Source organism: Bacillus sp. K7, assembly GCF_053903245.1.
The window spans coordinates 3130957-3147887 of the sequence record NZ_CP096406.1; the positions used below are offsets into that span (position 1 = coordinate 3130957).

General features: G+C 45.5%; 13 protein-coding genes, 1 other RNA gene and 3 pseudogenes. 3 read left to right on the plus strand and 14 right to left on the minus strand.

Annotated features, from left to right (window positions below; all coding sequences use genetic code 11):
- Nucleotides 1–140: 140 nt before the first annotated feature.
- From copA to csoR, 3 genes are all read right to left on the minus strand, one after another.
- Nucleotides 141–2552 carry a copper-exporting P-type ATPase CopA gene (gene copA, locus M1D98_RS16055; protein ID WP_456279728.1) on the minus strand — a complete coding sequence of 804 codons (2412 nt, stop codon included), beginning with the start codon at nucleotides 2550–2552 and terminating at the stop codon, nucleotides 141–143.
- An 83-nt stretch (nucleotides 2553–2635) separates the two neighbouring features.
- Complete coding sequence (copZ, locus tag M1D98_RS16060) at nucleotides 2636–2845, minus strand: copper chaperone CopZ (protein WP_010330088.1); 210 nt, start codon at nucleotides 2843–2845, stop codon at nucleotides 2636–2638.
- 73 nt (nucleotides 2846–2918) lie between these two features.
- A complete protein-coding gene (gene csoR / locus M1D98_RS16065; protein ID WP_010330089.1) occupies nucleotides 2919–3224 on the minus strand; it encodes a copper-sensing transcriptional repressor CsoR in 306 nt (101 codons plus the stop codon).
- 127 nt (nucleotides 3225–3351) lie between these two features.
- Here csoR and M1D98_RS16070 point away from each other — a divergent pair, with 127 nt between their 5' ends.
- Complete coding sequence (locus M1D98_RS16070; RefSeq protein WP_026014511.1) at nucleotides 3352–4428, plus strand: oxidoreductase; 1077 nt, start codon at nucleotides 3352–3354, stop codon at nucleotides 4426–4428.
- A 39-nt stretch (nucleotides 4429–4467) separates the two neighbouring features.
- On the opposite strand, the gene azoRB is transcribed toward M1D98_RS16070, so the two are convergent.
- From azoRB to M1D98_RS16095, 5 genes and pseudogenes are all read right to left on the minus strand, one after another.
- A complete protein-coding gene (gene azoRB / locus M1D98_RS16075) occupies nucleotides 4468–5103 on the minus strand; it encodes an FMN-dependent NADH-azoreductase AzoRB (RefSeq protein WP_010330091.1) in 636 nt (211 codons plus the stop codon).
- 158 nt (nucleotides 5104–5261) lie between these two features.
- The gene (locus M1D98_RS16080) at nucleotides 5262–7160 is read right to left on the minus strand and encodes an FUSC family protein (protein ID WP_456279729.1); all 1899 of its coding nucleotides are present in this window, start codon (nucleotides 7158–7160) and stop codon (nucleotides 5262–5264) included.
- A gap of 105 nt (nucleotides 7161–7265) precedes the next feature.
- Entirely contained in the window at nucleotides 7266–7922 is a 657-nt protein-coding gene (locus tag M1D98_RS16085) for a GntR family transcriptional regulator (protein ID WP_252688950.1), read from the minus strand.
- A gap of 4 nt (nucleotides 7923–7926) precedes the next feature.
- Complete coding sequence (locus M1D98_RS16090) at nucleotides 7927–8874, minus strand: EamA family transporter (protein WP_456279730.1); 948 nt, start codon at nucleotides 8872–8874, stop codon at nucleotides 7927–7929.
- A 104-nt stretch (nucleotides 8875–8978) separates the two neighbouring features.
- Nucleotides 8979–9191: pseudogene (locus M1D98_RS16095) on the minus strand (SDR family oxidoreductase); the annotation flags it as partial.
- Nucleotides 9192–9456: 265 nt separating this feature from the next.
- Here M1D98_RS16095 and M1D98_RS16100 point away from each other — a divergent pair.
- Nucleotides 9457–11307 (plus strand): T7SS effector LXG polymorphic toxin, encoded by a 1851-nt coding sequence (locus M1D98_RS16100; protein ID WP_456279731.1) that lies wholly within the window; start codon nucleotides 9457–9459, stop codon nucleotides 11305–11307.
- A 10-nt stretch (nucleotides 11308–11317) separates the two neighbouring features.
- The gene (locus M1D98_RS16105; protein ID WP_100741191.1) at nucleotides 11318–11659 is read left to right on the plus strand and encodes a tRNA-Val4; all 342 of its coding nucleotides are present in this window, start codon (nucleotides 11318–11320) and stop codon (nucleotides 11657–11659) included.
- A gap of 33 nt (nucleotides 11660–11692) precedes the next feature.
- Here M1D98_RS16105 and M1D98_RS16110 read toward each other — a convergent pair.
- The 6 genes and pseudogenes from M1D98_RS16110 to M1D98_RS16135 all read right to left on the minus strand — a co-directional run.
- A pseudogene (locus tag M1D98_RS16110) lies at nucleotides 11693–11974 on the minus strand (peptidoglycan-binding domain-containing protein); the annotation flags it as partial.
- 102 nt (nucleotides 11975–12076) lie between these two features.
- A pseudogene (locus M1D98_RS16115) lies at nucleotides 12077–12394 on the minus strand (N-acetylmuramoyl-L-alanine amidase); the annotation flags it as partial.
- A gap of 193 nt (nucleotides 12395–12587) precedes the next feature.
- Nucleotides 12588–12950, minus strand: a transfer-messenger RNA (tmRNA) gene (ssrA, locus tag M1D98_RS16120).
- A gap of 177 nt (nucleotides 12951–13127) precedes the next feature.
- Nucleotides 13128–13598 (minus strand): SsrA-binding protein, encoded by a 471-nt coding sequence (gene smpB, locus M1D98_RS16125; RefSeq protein WP_003220025.1) that lies wholly within the window; start codon nucleotides 13596–13598, stop codon nucleotides 13128–13130.
- 144 nt (nucleotides 13599–13742) lie between these two features.
- The gene (gene rnr, locus M1D98_RS16130) at nucleotides 13743–16082 is read right to left on the minus strand and encodes a ribonuclease R (protein WP_121643286.1); all 2340 of its coding nucleotides are present in this window, start codon (nucleotides 16080–16082) and stop codon (nucleotides 13743–13745) included.
- Nucleotides 16083–16100: 18 nt separating this feature from the next.
- The gene (locus M1D98_RS16135) at nucleotides 16101–16841 is read right to left on the minus strand and encodes an alpha/beta hydrolase (protein WP_010328614.1); all 741 of its coding nucleotides are present in this window, start codon (nucleotides 16839–16841) and stop codon (nucleotides 16101–16103) included.
- Nucleotides 16842–16931: the final 90 nt, after the last annotated feature.

Genomic DNA, 16931 nt, shown 5'->3' on the forward strand with positions numbered 1-16931 from the left:
GGGTTCCCTCTCCAAAGCGTATCAATGAGTGCTTTTACCGATCATATATGCTCATATGCTCATATATTAGTTGTATCTATTATATGATGTTTCCCAAAAAAGTGTCAATGAAAAACAAAAACCGGCATATCGCCGGTTTTTCATTTTACTTTCTGCAGACGAAGAGCGTTCAGAACTACGGAAACAGAGCTGAATGCCATCGCTGCTCCCGCGATCCATGGCGCTAAAAATCCGAGCGCTGCGATCGGGATGCCGAGGCTGTTATAACCAAGCGCCCAGAATAAGTTTTGTTTAATGTTTTTCATTGTCAGTCTGCTCATTCGAATGGCGTCGGCAATGCTGTTTAGATCGCCGCGAATCAGCGTAATGTCCGCTGTTTCCATGGCAATATCCGTTCCTGTTCCAATCGCCATGCCGATGTCGGCTGTGGCAAGCGCCGGCGCATCGTTAATTCCGTCGCCTACCATGGCCGTCTGGTGGCCTTCTTTTTGCAGGCGGGCGATTTCCGCCGCCTTTTGTTCAGGAAGGACTTCCGCAATGACACTCGTAATTCCCGCTTCCTTCGCGATGGCTTCTGCGGTTCTGCGATTATCTCCTGTCATCATAATGACATCCAGACCCAACGCTTTCAGACGGGCCACTGCCTCTCGTGACGTGTCTTTTATCGTATCGGCAACAGCCACAAGCCCCGCTGGTTCACCATCAATAGAGACAAGCATAACCGTTTTCCCTTCTGCCTCTAGCTCTTCCATTTGGGAAAGGAAAGCTCCATGCTCGATTTTTTCGCTCTCCATTAACTTTCTTGTGCCAACGAGAATGGTCTTGCCTCCGGCTTCAGCTAAAATGCCTGCGCCGATTTTTGCTTCAAAGCTGGTCAGCTTCGGTATCTCAAGCCCTTTTTCTTTCACGCCGGCAACAATTGCTTCGCCGAGCGGATGCTCCGAGCCCGTTTCGGCTGCCGCCGCAAATCGAAGCAGGTCTGTTTCTGCAAAACGGCCGAATGGAATGGCATCTGTCAGCTGCGGCTTCCCGTTTGTGACAGTTCCGGTTTTATCAAGAACAATCGTATCTAAACGATGGGTTTTTTCTAAATGCTCTCCGCCTTTAAAGAGAATCCCGAATTCAGCCGCGCGGCCAGATCCAGCCATAATGCTCGTCGGAGTGGCGAGGCCGAGAGCGCAAGGACAGGCAATGACGAGAACCGCAATGAACTTGCTGATCGCGTCACCAAAATCACCGGGAGCCGCCCAAAGATACCAAATCAGGAAAGTGAGTACGGCAATTCCCAATACAATGGGCACAAAAATGCCGGAGATCTGATCAGCGAGACGCTGGATCGGCGCTTTTGACCCTTGTGCTTCCTCGACAATTTTGATGATATGAGAAAGGGCAGTATCCTTTCCGACGTTGACAGCTTTGATTTTCAGGAATCCGTTTGAGTTAACGGTTGCGCCTGTCACGCTGTCACCCGGATGTTTATCAACAGGAAGGCTTTCTCCTGTAATCATCGATTCATCTACAGCCGACCGGCCTTCCACTACTTCTCCGTCGACAGGAATCCGTTCGCCCGGTTTGACATAAACAATGTCGTTTGCCAGCACTTCATCTATCGGAATGATTCGCTCCTGTCCGTCTCTTACGACAGTTGCTGTTTTCGCTTGGAGCTTCATCAGCTTTTTAATGGCATCCGAAGAACGGCCTTTTGCTTTTGTTTCAAACAGCTTCCCTAATAAAATCAGCGTCAGCAATATCGCGCTTGTTTCATAGTAAAGGCCGGCTGTATGGCCATGTGAGCCGATGCTTTGGATCGTAATATAAAGGCTGTAAGCGTAAGCAGCCGTTGTCCCGAGCGCGACTAAAACATCCATATTGGCGCTTTTATTTTTGAGCGCCTTATACGCACCCATATAAAACGGCCAGCCGATCAGAAACTGAACTGGTGTCGCCAGCGCAAACTGCATCCACGGATTGAGGAATAGATCCGGCACCCAAATGAACGAGGTAAACGTAAAATGGCTCACCATCGCCCAAAGAAGCGGAAACGACAGAATCGCTGAAAAGATCAGTCTCGTCGTTTGCTTCCGTTCCTCTTTCTTTTTAGAGGCTGCGGAATCCCGTTCCTCATCGCCCTTCGGCTTAAGCTTATATCCCAGCTTATCTACGGCTTCTTTCAAATCGCCGACAGACGCTTCTTTTGAATTGTACTCGACTGTAACCGTTTCTAAAGCAAAGTTTACAGGAGCATTTGTGACGCCTTCTATTTTGTTAAGCCGCTTTTCAATCCGATTGGCGCAGGCCGCACAGGTCATGCCTTCAATACCGAATTCAGCTTTTTCTGTTATGACGTGATAGCCCAGTTTTTCTATTTTTTCCCGAATCGCTGCAGGCCCTGTTTCAGCGGGATCGAAGGTGATATTTGATGTTTCCGTTGCCAAATTGACGTTGGCATCCGTGACACCCGGCATCCGCTTGAGGCCTTTTTCAATTCTCGATGCGCATGCCGCACAGGTCATCCCAGCTACCTGCATCGCGATTTCCTTTTGTTCACTCAACACACTCACTCCTTTATATACACCCGGGGGGTATATAAAAATGAAAGAAATACCGCGCCTCCATATAGGCGCGATACCTTCAATCAATCGGCTACATCATAGCCTTGGTCTTCAATTGCATCTGCAATGTCTTTGACCGATACTTTGCCGGCATCAAACGAAACATCGACTTTTCCCGCTTCCAGATTGACATCAACAGCACTGACGCCGTCCAGTTCTCCTACGCTCGTTTTCACTGCTTTGACACAGTGCTGGCAAGACATTCCTTCTACATGCAATGTTTTTTGTTCCATAAGAATTCCTCCTGTTTATTCTTTCTGCTTTCATCCTACCATACCCCCGTAGGGTATTACAATAAAAAAACCTTTATGACTTTGTGAACTTTTTAAATACGTCCAAAAGCTCAGAAATAGCATGTTCCCCGTCTCCGCTTTTGATGGCATCCGCTACACAATGATGGGCGTGGTCCTCGAGCAAGTGGAGCGCCACATTTTTCATTGCCGCCTGAACTGCAGAAATCTGCACCAGAATGTCTACACAATATCTATCATTTTCCACCATATTTTGAATGCCTCTGACCTGTCCCTCTATCCGCTTCAGCCGGTTTGTGATTTGATCCTTTTCCTTCGAGCTTTTATGGTTTAATGCTTTATGTTCGTTATGCTTCTCCATGCGTACACCTCTGTTTCTTATATTAATTCCCATTATACTGATTGTCTAAACTGTTGTCTAAGTTTGCCGCGGCAAAAAAATGAATCAGTTAGGTTTTACCATTTGATCGGAAGGGTATATACCTCTTGTGAAAACGCTTTTAAAGGAGAGAAGAAAAGTGGATACGATAAAGGTTGGGATATTAGGGTACGGACTGTCCGGTTCCGTTTTTCACGCGCCGCTGCTTGCTGTTCTGGATGAGTATCATATCAGCAAAGTCATGACATCGCGGACTGAAGAAGTGAAACGGGATTTCCCGGATGCTGACGTTGTGCATGAACTGGAGGAAATAACAAATGACCCGGCCATTGAGCTAGTCATTGTCACCACCCCGAGCGGCCTTCATTTCGAGCACGCTATGGCTTGCATTCAGGCCGGAAAACATGTTGTGATGGAAAAGCCGATGACAGCGACAGCTGAAGAAGGGGAAAAATTAAAACAGGCTGCCGATGGCAAAGGTGTATTGTTAAGTGTATACCATAATAGACGCTGGGATAATGATTTCTTAACCATTAAAAAGCTGATTGAGGACAAATCACTTGAAGAAATCAATACATATCTAGTCTCCTATGACTGCTACAAACCCGAGGTTCAAGAGCGGTGGCGTGAAAAAGAAGGCGCCGCAACCGGCACGCTGTATGATCTCGGCTCCCACATCATAGACCAAACCTTGCATTTGTTCGGGATGCCAAAAGCTGTTACGGCGAACGTGATGGTCCAGCGTGAAAACGCCGAAGCTGTTGATTATTTTCATGTAATGATGGATTACGGCAAACTCCAAGCGATTCTTTATGGAGGATCAATCGTTCCGGCAAACGGACCTCGTTATCAAATCCATGGACAGCATTCCAGCTTTATCAAATACGGCATTGATGGACAGGAAGCCGCACTCAGAGCGGGAAGTAAACCGGAGGATGACAGCTGGGGTGCGGATGATCCGGCGTTTTACGGACAGCTGACAACCATTCATGGCCAGAATAAAAAAACAGAAACCATCCCTTCGGTAAACGGCTCCTACCTTACCTATTACCGCAAAATAGCGGAAAGCATTCGGGAAGGCGCCGCACTGCCTGTCACCGCTGAGGAAGGAATTGATGTCATCCGCATCATTGAAGCCGCGATGAAAAGCAGTGAAGAAAAACGAACCATTATACTTGAGCAATAAACAAAAGGCCTCCCCTTTTGATCAGGGGAGACCTTTTCATTAAAACGTTTTTCCTGCTTCTTTCGCGCGCGCAATCGCGTCTTCTTTGATTTGTTGTGCTTTATCAGGCTCCGCATTATGTCCCTCTACGAAAATGCCATCGAAGGATGGTACGCCGAAGAAGTTCATCATGATGCCGATGTAGCGGTGGCCCATTTCCATTTCAGCCGCAGGGCCCTCTGAATAGTAGCCGCCGCGTGCTTGAATATGGATTGCTTTTTTATCAGTTAACAAGCCGACAGGACCTTGTTCAGTGTATTTGAATGATTTTCCTGCAACAGCAACAGAATCAAGGTACGCTTTCATCACAGGCGGGAATGAGAAGTTCCATAAAGGAGTAACGAATACATACTTGTCAGCAGACGCAAATTGATCGCTAAGCTCTCCCAGACGTCCGACTTTTGCTTTTTCGCCTTCAGAAAGCTCTTCAAAGCCTGTGCCTGATTGCAGCTTGCCCCAGCCGCTGAAAACGTCCGCGTCAATGTGCGGAATATTTTCTTTGTACAAATCAATATGTACAACTTCATCATTTGGATTCGCTTCTTTGTAAGATTCAATAAATGCTTTGCCTGTTGCCATACTGTAAGATGTTGCTTCATCATGAGGATGAGCAGTAATATACAATACTTTTGCCATGTTTACCAGCCCTTTCGTTTTTAAAAAATCACACATTCATTATTATCATACAGATGCTTTATCATTATTCTGTCTCTCTTAGACTTTATTATAAGGACAACAAAAATTACTTTCAAGTGATATATCTCGAATTAAAGATTCTTTCACTCTTACACAACTCATTTTTCAAAAGCTGTCTTCAAGCCTAAATAAAGTACGGAAAGCTCATTGCTGATCCGCGGGTAATAAGAAACATGCGGCACTTGTATGTCCGCCGGCATCCTTTTCAACAAAGCGGATCTCTCAGCCTGTTCAAAAAAAGACCGCAGCAGGTTGATCTTTTCTTCAGAAAACGGAGCAGGCGGCCGATGATGGGCTTGGGCCGAGAGTAAATAATAACCTAAGTGCTGAACACCGGAAATGGCAGGCCAGAGCTTATCCACATTTGTCTGAGGAAAATCCCCAAGCGCCTTGTCATACGCGTCCCGAAGCCTGACCAGGCTCACCCGCAACTTGTGTTCGTCTGCTTTCTGGCCGGTTAACAGTTTCTCCATAAACTGCCCTTCCAGCCGGATCACATCCCGCATCAGTTCAGGCAGCCGTTTCGTTGAAAACCTTCTCCATAAAAGGATCGTCCCCAATAGCCCGATAATGCTGCCGACTGCTACGTCGGTCAGCCTCGCTATCATAAAATAACCCACATCCGCGCCGCCATGCATGCTTTCTGTAATGACAAGCGCATTTGCGGTCAAAAAAGGAACCGCCAGCGCATAATTGCGGACAATCATCATCTCAAGCAGAAATTGCAGCGCTGCAATACAAAACGCAATATAAATACCGCCTGGCTCAATAAACAGAATGGCGCCTGCCAGCCCAACACCGATCACGGTTCCAATTGAGCGCTGAATGGCCCTGTGAAGCGTCAAAACCACAGTTGCGCCAAGCATGACCGCTGCTGCTGAAAGCGGAATCCAATAGGAACGCGCAAAGCCGAATGCCAGAGCAAACAGATCGGCGATAATCAGGACGATCCCGTACTGTAACGCACGTATCAAAACCGGAGACTGCCAGCAAAAAGCATTTCTCAAAAAGAAAAAAGGGCCTAGCAGGCGGCCCGGTTCCCCGCCCAGCTGCTCATCAAACCGTCCTGATGCTATCCGCAAAGCCTCATTGATTTCTTCAAACAGCTTCCGTCTTGGCTCAGATTCATGTTCCTTGATTTCAAACGCACTGCAATCACGGGCATGCCCCAGCGTATCTCCGGCTTGTCGGAGCGCTTTTTCAATTTGTGCCGTCTCTCCATCTGGCGTTTCAGCTGAAAAATGAATAATGGCAAGGAACATGTCATCAGCTTTTTCGAGCAGGCGGAAAAAGCGTTCATCATGCTGCGATTTTTTTCTCCAGTTCCCTTTCCTGAGAACGGTTTGACGAGCTGTTCTGAGCATAAGCACCGTTTGATGCTGCGTGTTATGAAAGTCCTTCGTGCCAACCGCAGAAAGACATGATGCCAGCTGGTGATATGTTTTTTGCAGCACCGCCCTCTCCGGTCCATGTTTGTTCCATAGCCAGCCGCTTAAGGAGATGCCCGTGGCGAAAATGCCGCCAAGAAACGTCAATCCCGCTCTGAACAGCGTTTGTGAAGGATCGGCTGGCATTCCGGAGCTGACCAAAAAAGCAAGGACAAAAAACATCGGCGCAGGGCCTTGTATACCGAGTGCGCTAAAAATAAACATCGCCGTTGCGCCGATCAGCCCCAGGACAGCTGCCATCCCCCAAACCGTCCCGGACAAAAGCGTCCCCAATCCAAATGAGAAGGCGATTCCAAGAGAAACCAAAAGCAGCTTCAAAGCGCGTTTTTTGTACGATTCTCCACCCGCGTATAAATAAACAAAGCCCCCGATGCTTGCAATTAATCCATAATCCGTGCGGCCCGCCAGTGCGCCGACCAGCACAGGAATTCCTGAAGCGACGCCTGACCCAATCGCCTTTTTCCAAGGAAAAGGGGTCGCGCGAATGCGAAACGCATCCTTCACGATGCTTGGCATGGTTCTTTGATTGTTCCCAGCAGTTTTGTTCATTTGACAAAATCCTTTTCGATGAATGTACAGAACTCTTCCCGTTTATCAGCTTTAGTATGTCCCAAAAACGCAAAAAAAGCAGAGACCGTACCGTCTCTGCCTGCTTTACCTCAATTTATCCGAAATATCCTGAATCGGCTTGATCCAGTTACTGTATGTCAGCTCTGATGCTTTTTTCCGATCCTTCTCTTTACATGCCTGAATAATTTGTTCATGTTCTTCAATCGAATTTTGCGGCGATTCAAAAAAAAGATATTCGAGCCGAAGAATATGCATATGAAGAACGGATGTGAAATTGCGGATATATTCATTATCGGCCGTATCAATCATGACATCATGAAACGCTTTATCAATCCCAAGCACTTCATAGATTTCATTTCGGTCAATCGCCATCTTCATTTGCTGATTGATCGCAGCCATCTCTTCCAAATGGGATGGCTGGATGTTTTCCATTGCCAGTTCGACAGCGGTGGACTGGAGAGCCGCCATTGGCGGATACACCTTAAACACATCGTTTTTTTCAATTTGTGAGATTCTTGTTTCTCTTCCCGGTGACATTTCAACAAAGCCTTGTACCGCCAATAATTGCAGAGCTTCTCTAACCGGCGTTCTGCTGATGCCCAGCGCTTTCGCTAACTCGTCGTCATTGATTTTTTCGCCGGGAGCAAGAATGCCTTCCACGATCCATTTTTGAATTTGTTCCAATGCAATCGTTTTAGCAGTTTGTCTGACAGGTTTCGAGATATTTGATGGGATTGGCATAAAATCACCTCTGAATATTGGTTTGTTTTTTTAGCGCCGCTGTTTTGCCCGTGCTCTTCTTTTGCGATAAAACAAAAATCATCACCAAAATACACGCCGCCCCTAGCGCTTGATATAATCCGAAGGACACGCCGAGCCACAGAATGGAGGATGCCACTGCCGCAACCGGCTCAGTGCACCCAAGCATGCTCGCTTCTTGCGGGAATAAGTATTTCAAGCTTGTCAAATACATATAAAAACCCAATAGCGTTCCGAAGATCACAATAAAACCGACTAATAAGCTCGCAGACACTGTCCATCCCTGCATATCAACGTCCCATGGGGGATGGATAAAGCTCATGCCAATGCCTCCGATCAGCATTCCCCAGCCAACCACGAGAGCAGAACCCCACTTTTCCAAAAGAGAGCTGGAGTACAGCGTATAAAAGGCCAAAGCCGCGGCAGAAAGCAGTCCCCATATCACAGATAAAGACGAGACGGTTAATTGATTGACATTGCCGTTGGTCAGCAGTAAAAAAGTGCCTCCCAAAGCCAGCACAAGCGCGAACATATCCGCTAACTGAAAGGAATTCTTCCGGGTCACAAGCAAAAACAGCATAATCAAAACGGGCGCCAAATACTGTAACAGCGTAGCCACAGCAGCATTTCCGGTTCCGATCGAAGCTAAAAATGTATACTGAACGCCCAGCATGCCAGCAATCCCGAAAACAATCAGCTGGATAGCCGATTTCTGATCCTTCCATATCCCCCACACAGCACGTCTGTTTTTGCCGGCACATATCAGCATCAACAGAAGTACACCTGATAAAAGCAAACGCACGGTGACAAGCCACTCCACCGACACATCACTTGTTTCAAACAAATGCTGGGCAGCCGTCCCCGATAACCCCCAAAATGCAGCTCCGACTATAACCATAAAAAAACCGTATATCCGTTGTTTTTGAGTCGCCAATGCGCACCCTCCTGATAGGTAATATGCAATATATTACATATTATATCGTTTCGCTTTTCTGAATACAAAGGTTTTCACAAAAAAACCTCTCCTCATTAAGAGGTTTAAAAGACACTGCGGACCAAACCGCCGTCCGCCCGAAGCGCCGCGCCATTGATCGCGAAGGAAAGCGGGCTGCTTAAAAGTGTAACGAAGTGGGCAATTTCCTCCGGACGGATCAGTCTTTGAATGATGGATGTCGGCCGATGTTCTTTCATAAAACGCGCCTCAGCTTCTTGAACAGTCAGGTTTTCACCAAGATACAGCGAATTCACCATCTTATTCCAACAGAATGGGGTTATTTCATTTTAATTTCGCTTCCAGTTTTGCTTTTGCAGCTGGCCCGTAAATACCGTCAGCCTTTAATCCATTCATTAGTTAGAAGTGTTTCACTGCGTCATCAGTTCCCAAAAAATAAGCCAAATAGGAAAATTGACACAGATCAAATGATTCATTTCACACTTTTGAATCACATCGCTGTCTATTTCTTCATTTTCCCATGGTAATATCTTGTTGGGGTTATTGAAACGAAAGGATATGAACATGAAAGTATTTGAAGCCAAATCACTGCTTTCAGAAGCAGATAAACGCGCAAAGGAATACAAAGAATTAAGAAGCCAGATGGTCAATCTAAAAAAAGCTTTTAAAGCTGTAGCTAATTTAGATGACGGCGAGTTTTCCGGCAAAGGCGCCGACAACATTAAAGCATTTTATCAAGACCACGCAGGTGTAGCTGATAATTGGATTGACTTACTTGATATGAAAATTGCTTTCTTGACAAGCATTTCAGGCACTTTAGAGGATGCCAGTTTATCTGATGCTTATATAGAAGAATCCTTCTTAGAACATGAACTGGCTAACGCCTACACAAAATCAAAATCTATAATGTCTGAACAAAAGAAAGCGATGAAAGATATCTTACATGATATCGACGATATTCTTCCGCTTGATTTGTTCTCAACAGGCACCTTCAAAGACGAACTCGCCGATGCAGAGAATAAACGCAAAAAAATCGTCGATAAATTAGGCAGCGTGGACGAAGCGCTTGTTTCTGAATATGCCCAATCAGAGCCTAACGAGCAATTCATCAAGAAGGACTTCCAAAAGCTTGAGGAATCCACAGGCAAAGGCAAGGATGCTTCCCCTATCCACTACAATGCCAAAGCATATAGAGAAAGTGACATACATAAGAAAAAAGGCGATATCGAGAAACAGACAGAAGCTTATTTGACGATTAAGAAGGATGAAGCGAAAGAACGAGAAATCAAAGACCTGAAAAAGAAGCTAGCTGACGGAGTGACGGATCCGGATGAATACTTAGACATTGCCAAGAAGGTCGGCTATGAGAATCTTACACCAGAACAGCTCCAGTACGCAGTGCAGCTGGAACAAGCAAAACAGCTGAAGGACGTCGGTGAAAGTGTAATCAATGCCGGTAAGACAGTAATTGATTTCGTCGATGGGGTTAATGATGGAATTAACGATGCGATTGACGATACGATATATGGTGTCAAAGACTTGGTTGTGGGCGCATGGGACTATTCGCAGCTCCCTACCGAACTAAAACTCACAAAAACAATTACAACAGTTTTAAGCGTACCTTCTTATTCTAAAATCATCTGGACAAACCTTGCCGACTCATGGAATGATAAAATGATAAATGGCAATGCATACGAAAAAGGGCATTATATCAGTTATGTGGCAGGAAATATCGTTGGTACAAAAGGCGCGGGTTCCGCAGTGCAAACCACAACCAAACTTTCTAAAGTAGGTAAAGTGGTTGAAGGTGGAACAGCCGCTGCTCATGTCGATAAAGGGATAAACAAAGGCAAATCTTATCTCAATTCTTTTGTTAAAAATAAGAATGATCTTGCACTTGTCGGGATTGCACAAGACATCGAGAATACGTATAATGCAAAAAATACGCCTCTACTAAAAAGTATGATTGAAGATAAAAAAGAGAGTGTTCTCACTAAATCAGTCAATTCAAACGGTTCCAGTGGCTCAAATGGTATTTCTAAAAAAACTATAAAACACGTATATCACGGTGAAATTAACAGAAAGAAAAGAGCAGTTGGTTATCATCATGAGAGTATGATGAGTGGTAGCAGAATATTACCAGGAACAGAAGAAGCACCTGATATAAACGGGGTATATAGAGCTAAAGTAGAAGTAAATGGCGTAAAAAAAGTAGCAAGGTCCACTTTCTTTCCAAAGGAATGGGATAGAGTAAAAGTATACAATACAATATCTGAAGCCTACAAAAACAAAAAACTAATACGAGATAATAAGTATATCGGCAAAACTTCATCAGGGATTGATGTTGAAATGTATATTAATAAGGATGGCTCAATATCAACTGCCTATCCTTTATATAAAAAACCAAAGGAATGATTGATTTATCATGGAATTTTCATTTGAATTTAAAAGAGACCTTTTAGGATATTTAAGAGTAGTTCTTCCTACAGAACTAGAATACTTTTCTGATTTCATTGAAGACATTGTTTCGTTAGGTGAAGCTGATGAATACTTAAAAATTATTCAAGAAGTATTGGATGGCTCTTCTGAAGAATATGAGATTCAATTAAACACCACCATTGCATATATAAAAAAAGATAAAACAGTCGTAGAACACCTTTATACAGAAAGCGAAAACGACAAAAGTTCCATGGAAACAGAAAAATTTAAAAACCTTATGCTTGTTTGGAGAGACAAGATCCCAGAAAGGTATAAGAGCGTTGATTGAAACTTTTAGGTCCCTTGAATTTCAAGGGACCTTTTATAACTTCAATTTTTCTTCAATTTTCGCTTTAGTAGCTGGTCCATAAATGCCGTCAGCAGTCAGGCCACTTACTGACTGGAACCGTTTGACCGCGTTTGCTGTTTTCGGACCATACACGCCATCAATTCCGTTATTCTTCGCCCCTTTATCCGGATAGAAATAAAGAGCTGCAAGCGCTCTTTGAATCTTAGTAACGTCGTCTCCTTTTCTCATCGGCTTTGTAACTTTAAAGATGCCAGAAGGCAGCGCATAGGACGTTTTTTTGCTGCTTGGTTTAGGGCTCGAAGTGCTTGAGCCTGTGAGCTTTAATACTTGGCCGACCTTTATCAAGTTCGGATTCTTGATACCGTTCAACCTTTGCAGGGTTGCCATCCTTACGCCTGTTTTCTGTGCAATGACAGAAAGAGCATCACCTTTCTTCACGGTGTACGTCGCCCCGTTAGCCTTTGTTTTGGTTTTCGTAGGAGAAGGTGCTTTTTTAGTTCTAATTCTGCAGCAATGGCCGCCTTCACTTGTTCCCATCTTCCCTCAGACAAAATGCGATGCGGGCAATACTTGCCGTTCCAGTCTTGATGCTTTCGTACACGATCAATCCCCCCAGCCGCGCTCTTTAAGCAGCTGCGCTACAAACTTAATAGCCAGCTTTTCTGCCGCCTCATATTTAGCGCCTCCTGACTTGCTGTAACAGACTTCAACGCCAGGCTGTAGTGCCGAAACAGGCGCTAGAGCAATGAAAAGACAAAAAAAGCGCTAAAAAGACAGCGCCGGCATCAGATTATAGGGTTTTGGTTCTTTTTAGCATAGCGACCAGTACAATTGACTGACTCAACGAAAAAACCGCAGTGCCTTCGAAAGCTTTAAAAGCCTTGATAGCACTGCGGTTTCAAAGTATGTATGGAGACGGTGGGAGTCGAACCCACGTCCAGAAACATCGATTACTTAAGCGTCTACGAGCGTAGCCTGCACATTTATGGTTTCACTCATCTTCTTGCCTGCGGGCGGGCCTTCCAAGAGCTAGTCTGTTCATCTCTTCTTACGTTCTCAGACGGGAACGCAAGCGTAGCCTACTTGGATGTGCTCTTCACAGACACATAGGCAATGTCAGGAAGAGCTCGCTGCGCTTATTAGGCAGCTAATGCTACGTTTTGGTTAAAACTGTTAGTTTTGCCAGTTATATTTAGATGCGTGTTTACGAGATCGCCTCTCGGCTCGCAGCTCAAGCTCGATCCATCCCTGTCGAATCCGTAACGTCCCCTTGATATAAGGGAAATACGGGAGAAAATAATCAAGCTCTCACTCAAACTGGCTATAGTCTTATTATAACATGATCACGGCGCTTTTCAATTGTCAAATCCTTGAAAAAAGCAGCGTTGTGATCTGATCGTGAACACAGTATAGCACAGGCCTGATTTTTGAATCAAGCACTATGCCTTTAGAAGCCTTTTTGACTGTCTCTGAACGCTCTTTCGATTTCCCGCTTCGCGTCCTTGCGCTTCAGGTCTTCCCGTTTGTCATAGTTCTTCTTCCCTTTTCCAAGGCCGAGAAGCACTTTGGCAAAGCCGTTTTTCAGATACAGCTTCAACGGAACGAGAGAATAGCCTTTTTCCTTTGTGAGACCGATCAGCTTATTAATCTCTTTGCGATGCATTAACAGCTTTCTCGTCCGGAGCGGATCGTGGTTGTAGCGGTTTCCCTGCTCGTACGGGCTGACGTGCATATTGTGGAGAAACACTTCTCCCCGTTCGATTTTGGCAAAGGAATCCTTAAGGTTTACGCGGCCGGCGCGAATCGATTTGATTTCGGTTCCTTGCAGAACGATGCCTGTTTCATAGGTTTCTTCTATAAAATAATCGTGATTGGCTTTCTTATTTTGAGATAATACTTTTCCTGACCCTTTTGGCATGCCAGAACCTCCTCTCTCTAAGGAAAAACTGTCCACCTTTTGCGATACGCTCTATTTTACCAAATGTCACGTACCTCTACAATGAAAAGCTGTTTCCGAAAGAAAGCAAATAGAGCACCGCGGCCCTATTTGCTGGTTGAGCTGTTATTTCTTCTTTTTCCGTTTCTGTTTCGGCGCGTTTTGAAAACCGCGTTTTTTCTTTTTCGGCTTCGGCTTCGTGAACCATTCCCCTTTTTCCTCAGATGGAGCTGGAGAAACAGGCGAATTGGTGCTTTGGACGCGTTTTCTGGCAGGCTTTCCGCGTTTTCTGCTCCGGCTGCTGTCCAGTTCCTTAGGACGACGCGGAGAGCCTTTCATGCCGACGATTTCAAAATCAATATTGCGCTCGTCTTTATTGACATCGACCACCTTGACCGTGATTTCATCTCCAATACGGAAGACGTTGCCTGTCCGCTCGCCGATCATTGCAAAATGCTGCTCGTCAAAGCGATAGTAGTCATCGGTCATAAAGCTGACATGGACGAGCCCTTCGATTGTATTCGGCAGCTCGACGAACATTCCGAAGTTTGTCACGGAACTGATCATGCCGTCAAACTCTTCACCGATTTTATCAAGCATGTATTCCGCTTTTTTCAGATCATCCGTTTCACGCTCGGCGTCAACTGCCCGGCGCTCCATTGATGATGTATGTTCGGCGATATCCGGCAGGCGTTCAGCCCACTTTTCCTGTGTCGCTTCATCGACTTTTCCGTTGATTAAATACGTTCTGATCAGACGGTGAACGATTAAGTCTGGGTAACGGCGGATCGGCGATGTGAAGTGCGTATAGAATTCCGTTGACAGACCGAAGTGCCCTAAGCTTTGCGGATCGTATTTCGCCTGTTTCATCGAACGGAGCATGACAGTGGATATCACTGTTTCCTCAGGCCTGTCACGCACAGCGTCCAGAACGCTTTGCAGCGCGCGCGGATGAATATCTCCCGCGGTTCCTTTCACTACATAGCCAAATGTCGTGACGAACTCTAAAAACTTTTGCAGCTTTTCAGCATTCGGCTCTTCGTGAATCCGGTAAATAAACGGTACGTTCATCCAATGGAAATGCTCCGCTACTGTTTCGTTCGCCACAAGCATAAATTCTTCAATCAGCTTCTCGGCGACTGAGCGTTCTCTGATGACAACATCTTTCACCGCTCCTTCTTCATCGACAAGCACCTTTGCTTCTTTGAAATCAAAATCAACGGCGCCGCGGTTCATCCGCTTATCACGCAGGATTTGAGCCAGGCGCTCCATGTCTTTGAACATGGGAACAAGAGGCTCATATTTTTGTTTCAGCTCTTCATCATCGTCAACAAGAATTTGATTCACATCTGAATACGTCATTCTTTCTGTTGTTTTGATGACACTTTGGAAGATCTCGTGCTCCGTGACCTGCCCTTGGCTGTTAATGGTCATTTCACAAGAAAGGGTCAGGCGGTCAACCTTTGGATTTAAGGAACAAATGCCGTTTGACAGTCTGTGCGGTATCATTGGGATGACACGGTCAACCAAATACACACTCGTCCCTCTTTCTAGCGCTTCTTTGTCAATCGGCGAGTTTTCGGTTACGTAATGGCTGACATCGGCAATGTGCACGCCAAGCTTATAGCTTCCGTCATCAAGCTTTGTCACTGTAACTGCATCATCCAAATCCTTCGCGTCCGCTCCGTCAATGGTGACAATGACCTGGTCACGAAGATCACGGCGGTCTTTCAAGTCTTTTTCATCAATCGTATCAGGCGTGCTTGTCGCCTGTTCCATGGCATCTGCAGGAAATTCTCCCGGCAGGCCGTGCTTATGAATCACCGATAAAATATCGATGCCCGGGTCATTTTTGTGGCCGAGAATGGTTTCAATCTCGCCCTCTGCGTTCATGCGGCCTTCAGGATAGCTTGTCAGTTTGACAACAACCTTATGCCCTTCCGCCGCACCGTTTTTCCCATTTTTCGGGATAAAGATGTCACTCGTGATTTTTTTATCATCCGGAACAACAAAGCCGAAGTTTCTTGTTTCGGTATACGTACCGACAACCCGCTGAATCGATCTTTCTAAAATGCGGATGACGGTCCCTTCCTGTCTGGAGCCGCTTGACTGTGAATTCAAGCGAACCATGACGATATCACCGTTCATTGCCGTATTCAGCTCATTAGGCGGGATAAACACATCGCTTAACGACGTATCCTCTGGCAGCAAAAAGGCGAATCCCTTTGCATGTGCTGAGATCTTTCCTTTTATTAAATTCATCTTTTCCGGAATCCCGTAGCGGTCGCTTCTCGTTCGTACGATAAGCCCTTTGTCTTCCAAGGCGACTAACGCTTTGACGAGTTCTTTAAACTCCTCGGCTTCCGTAATATTTAACATCTCCTCTAGTTCCTGAACAGTCAGAGGCTTGTACGCCTCTTCCTTCATAAACGAGAGAAGCTTATCCATAAATGCTTCTTTTTCCATTATTCAACCTCCTGTTGATTACCAATCGAGCTTCTCTAAAAATTCATACACATCCTGATGGACGAGGTCTCGTTCTTTGTCTAGCGTAATGACATGGCCTGACTCCTCGTACCATTTCAGGTGTTTATTATCAGTTTCCACTTCGTTGTAAATGATATTGGCGCTTTCGGTATTAATCATGTGATCATGTCGGGCCTGCACCACAAATGTGGGTGAATAAATCATATCGACATTGTTCCGCACATCAGCAATTAAGTTTTGCAGTGCCTTGAGCGTATTCATCGGCGTTTTTTCGAATTCCTTCATTTCCTCTTCAATTTGCTCTGGGCTTTTCCCCTCGAATTTTTTGTAATTGCGAGCGTATGAAAGGACGCCCTCGTACATGACCTCTTCACTCTTAATATGCATTGGCGCGCACATTGGGACAATTCCCTTTATGGGTACAGTGTAACCCAATTTCAGCGAAAAAACCCCGCCAAGCGACAGTCCGCAGGCAGCAATGCTCTCATAACCTTCAGATTTTAAGTATTCATAGCCGTCCATGACGTTTTTCCACCAGTCTTCAGGCCCCGTATGTACTAATTCTTCAGGAGGGACGCCGTGTCCTTCATATTGAGGCGCATGACACGTATAGCCCCGTTCATTTAAGTAACGCCCCAGCATTCTGACATCCGCCGTATTTCCTGTAAAGCCGTGCAGCAACAGCACCGCTTTGTCTCCGCCTTTAAATGTAAATGGTTTTGGTGTCACAACTTTCATGCTCAGTCTTCCTTTCTATCTGCACGATCATTTTAGTTTTCCACAGTTTGCCCAGAAAAAAACGCTCTGAATATCACCAGAAACGTGAAA

Coding starts and splice junctions, on each gene's coding strand:
- copZ (WP_010330088.1), bottom strand. CDS start 2,845: ATGGAACAAAAAACATTGCATGTAGAAGGAATGTCTTGCCAGCACTGT.
- csoR (WP_010330089.1), bottom strand. CDS start 3,224: ATGGAGAAGCATAACGAACATAAAGCATTAAACCATAAAAGCTCGAAG.
- azoRB (WP_010330091.1), bottom strand. CDS start 5,103: ATGGCAAAAGTATTGTATATTACTGCTCATCCTCATGATGAAGCAACA.
- M1D98_RS16080 (WP_456279729.1), bottom strand. CDS start 7,160: ATGAACAAAACTGCTGGGAACAATCAAAGAACCATGCCAAGCATCGTG.
- M1D98_RS16085 (WP_252688950.1), bottom strand. CDS start 7,922: ATGCCAATCCCATCAAATATCTCGAAACCTGTCAGACAAACTGCTAAA.
- M1D98_RS16100 (WP_456279731.1), top strand. CDS start 9,457: ATGAAAGTATTTGAAGCCAAATCACTGCTTTCAGAAGCAGATAAACGC.
- M1D98_RS16105 (WP_100741191.1), top strand. CDS start 11,318: ATGGAATTTTCATTTGAATTTAAAAGAGACCTTTTAGGATATTTAAGA.
- smpB (WP_003220025.1), bottom strand. CDS start 13,598: ATGCCAAAAGGGTCAGGAAAAGTATTATCTCAAAATAAGAAAGCCAAT.
- rnr (WP_121643286.1), bottom strand. CDS start 16,082: ATGGAAAAAGAAGCATTTATGGATAAGCTTCTCTCGTTTATGAAGGAA.
- M1D98_RS16135 (WP_010328614.1), bottom strand. CDS start 16,841: ATGAAAGTTGTGACACCAAAACCATTTACATTTAAAGGCGGAGACAAA.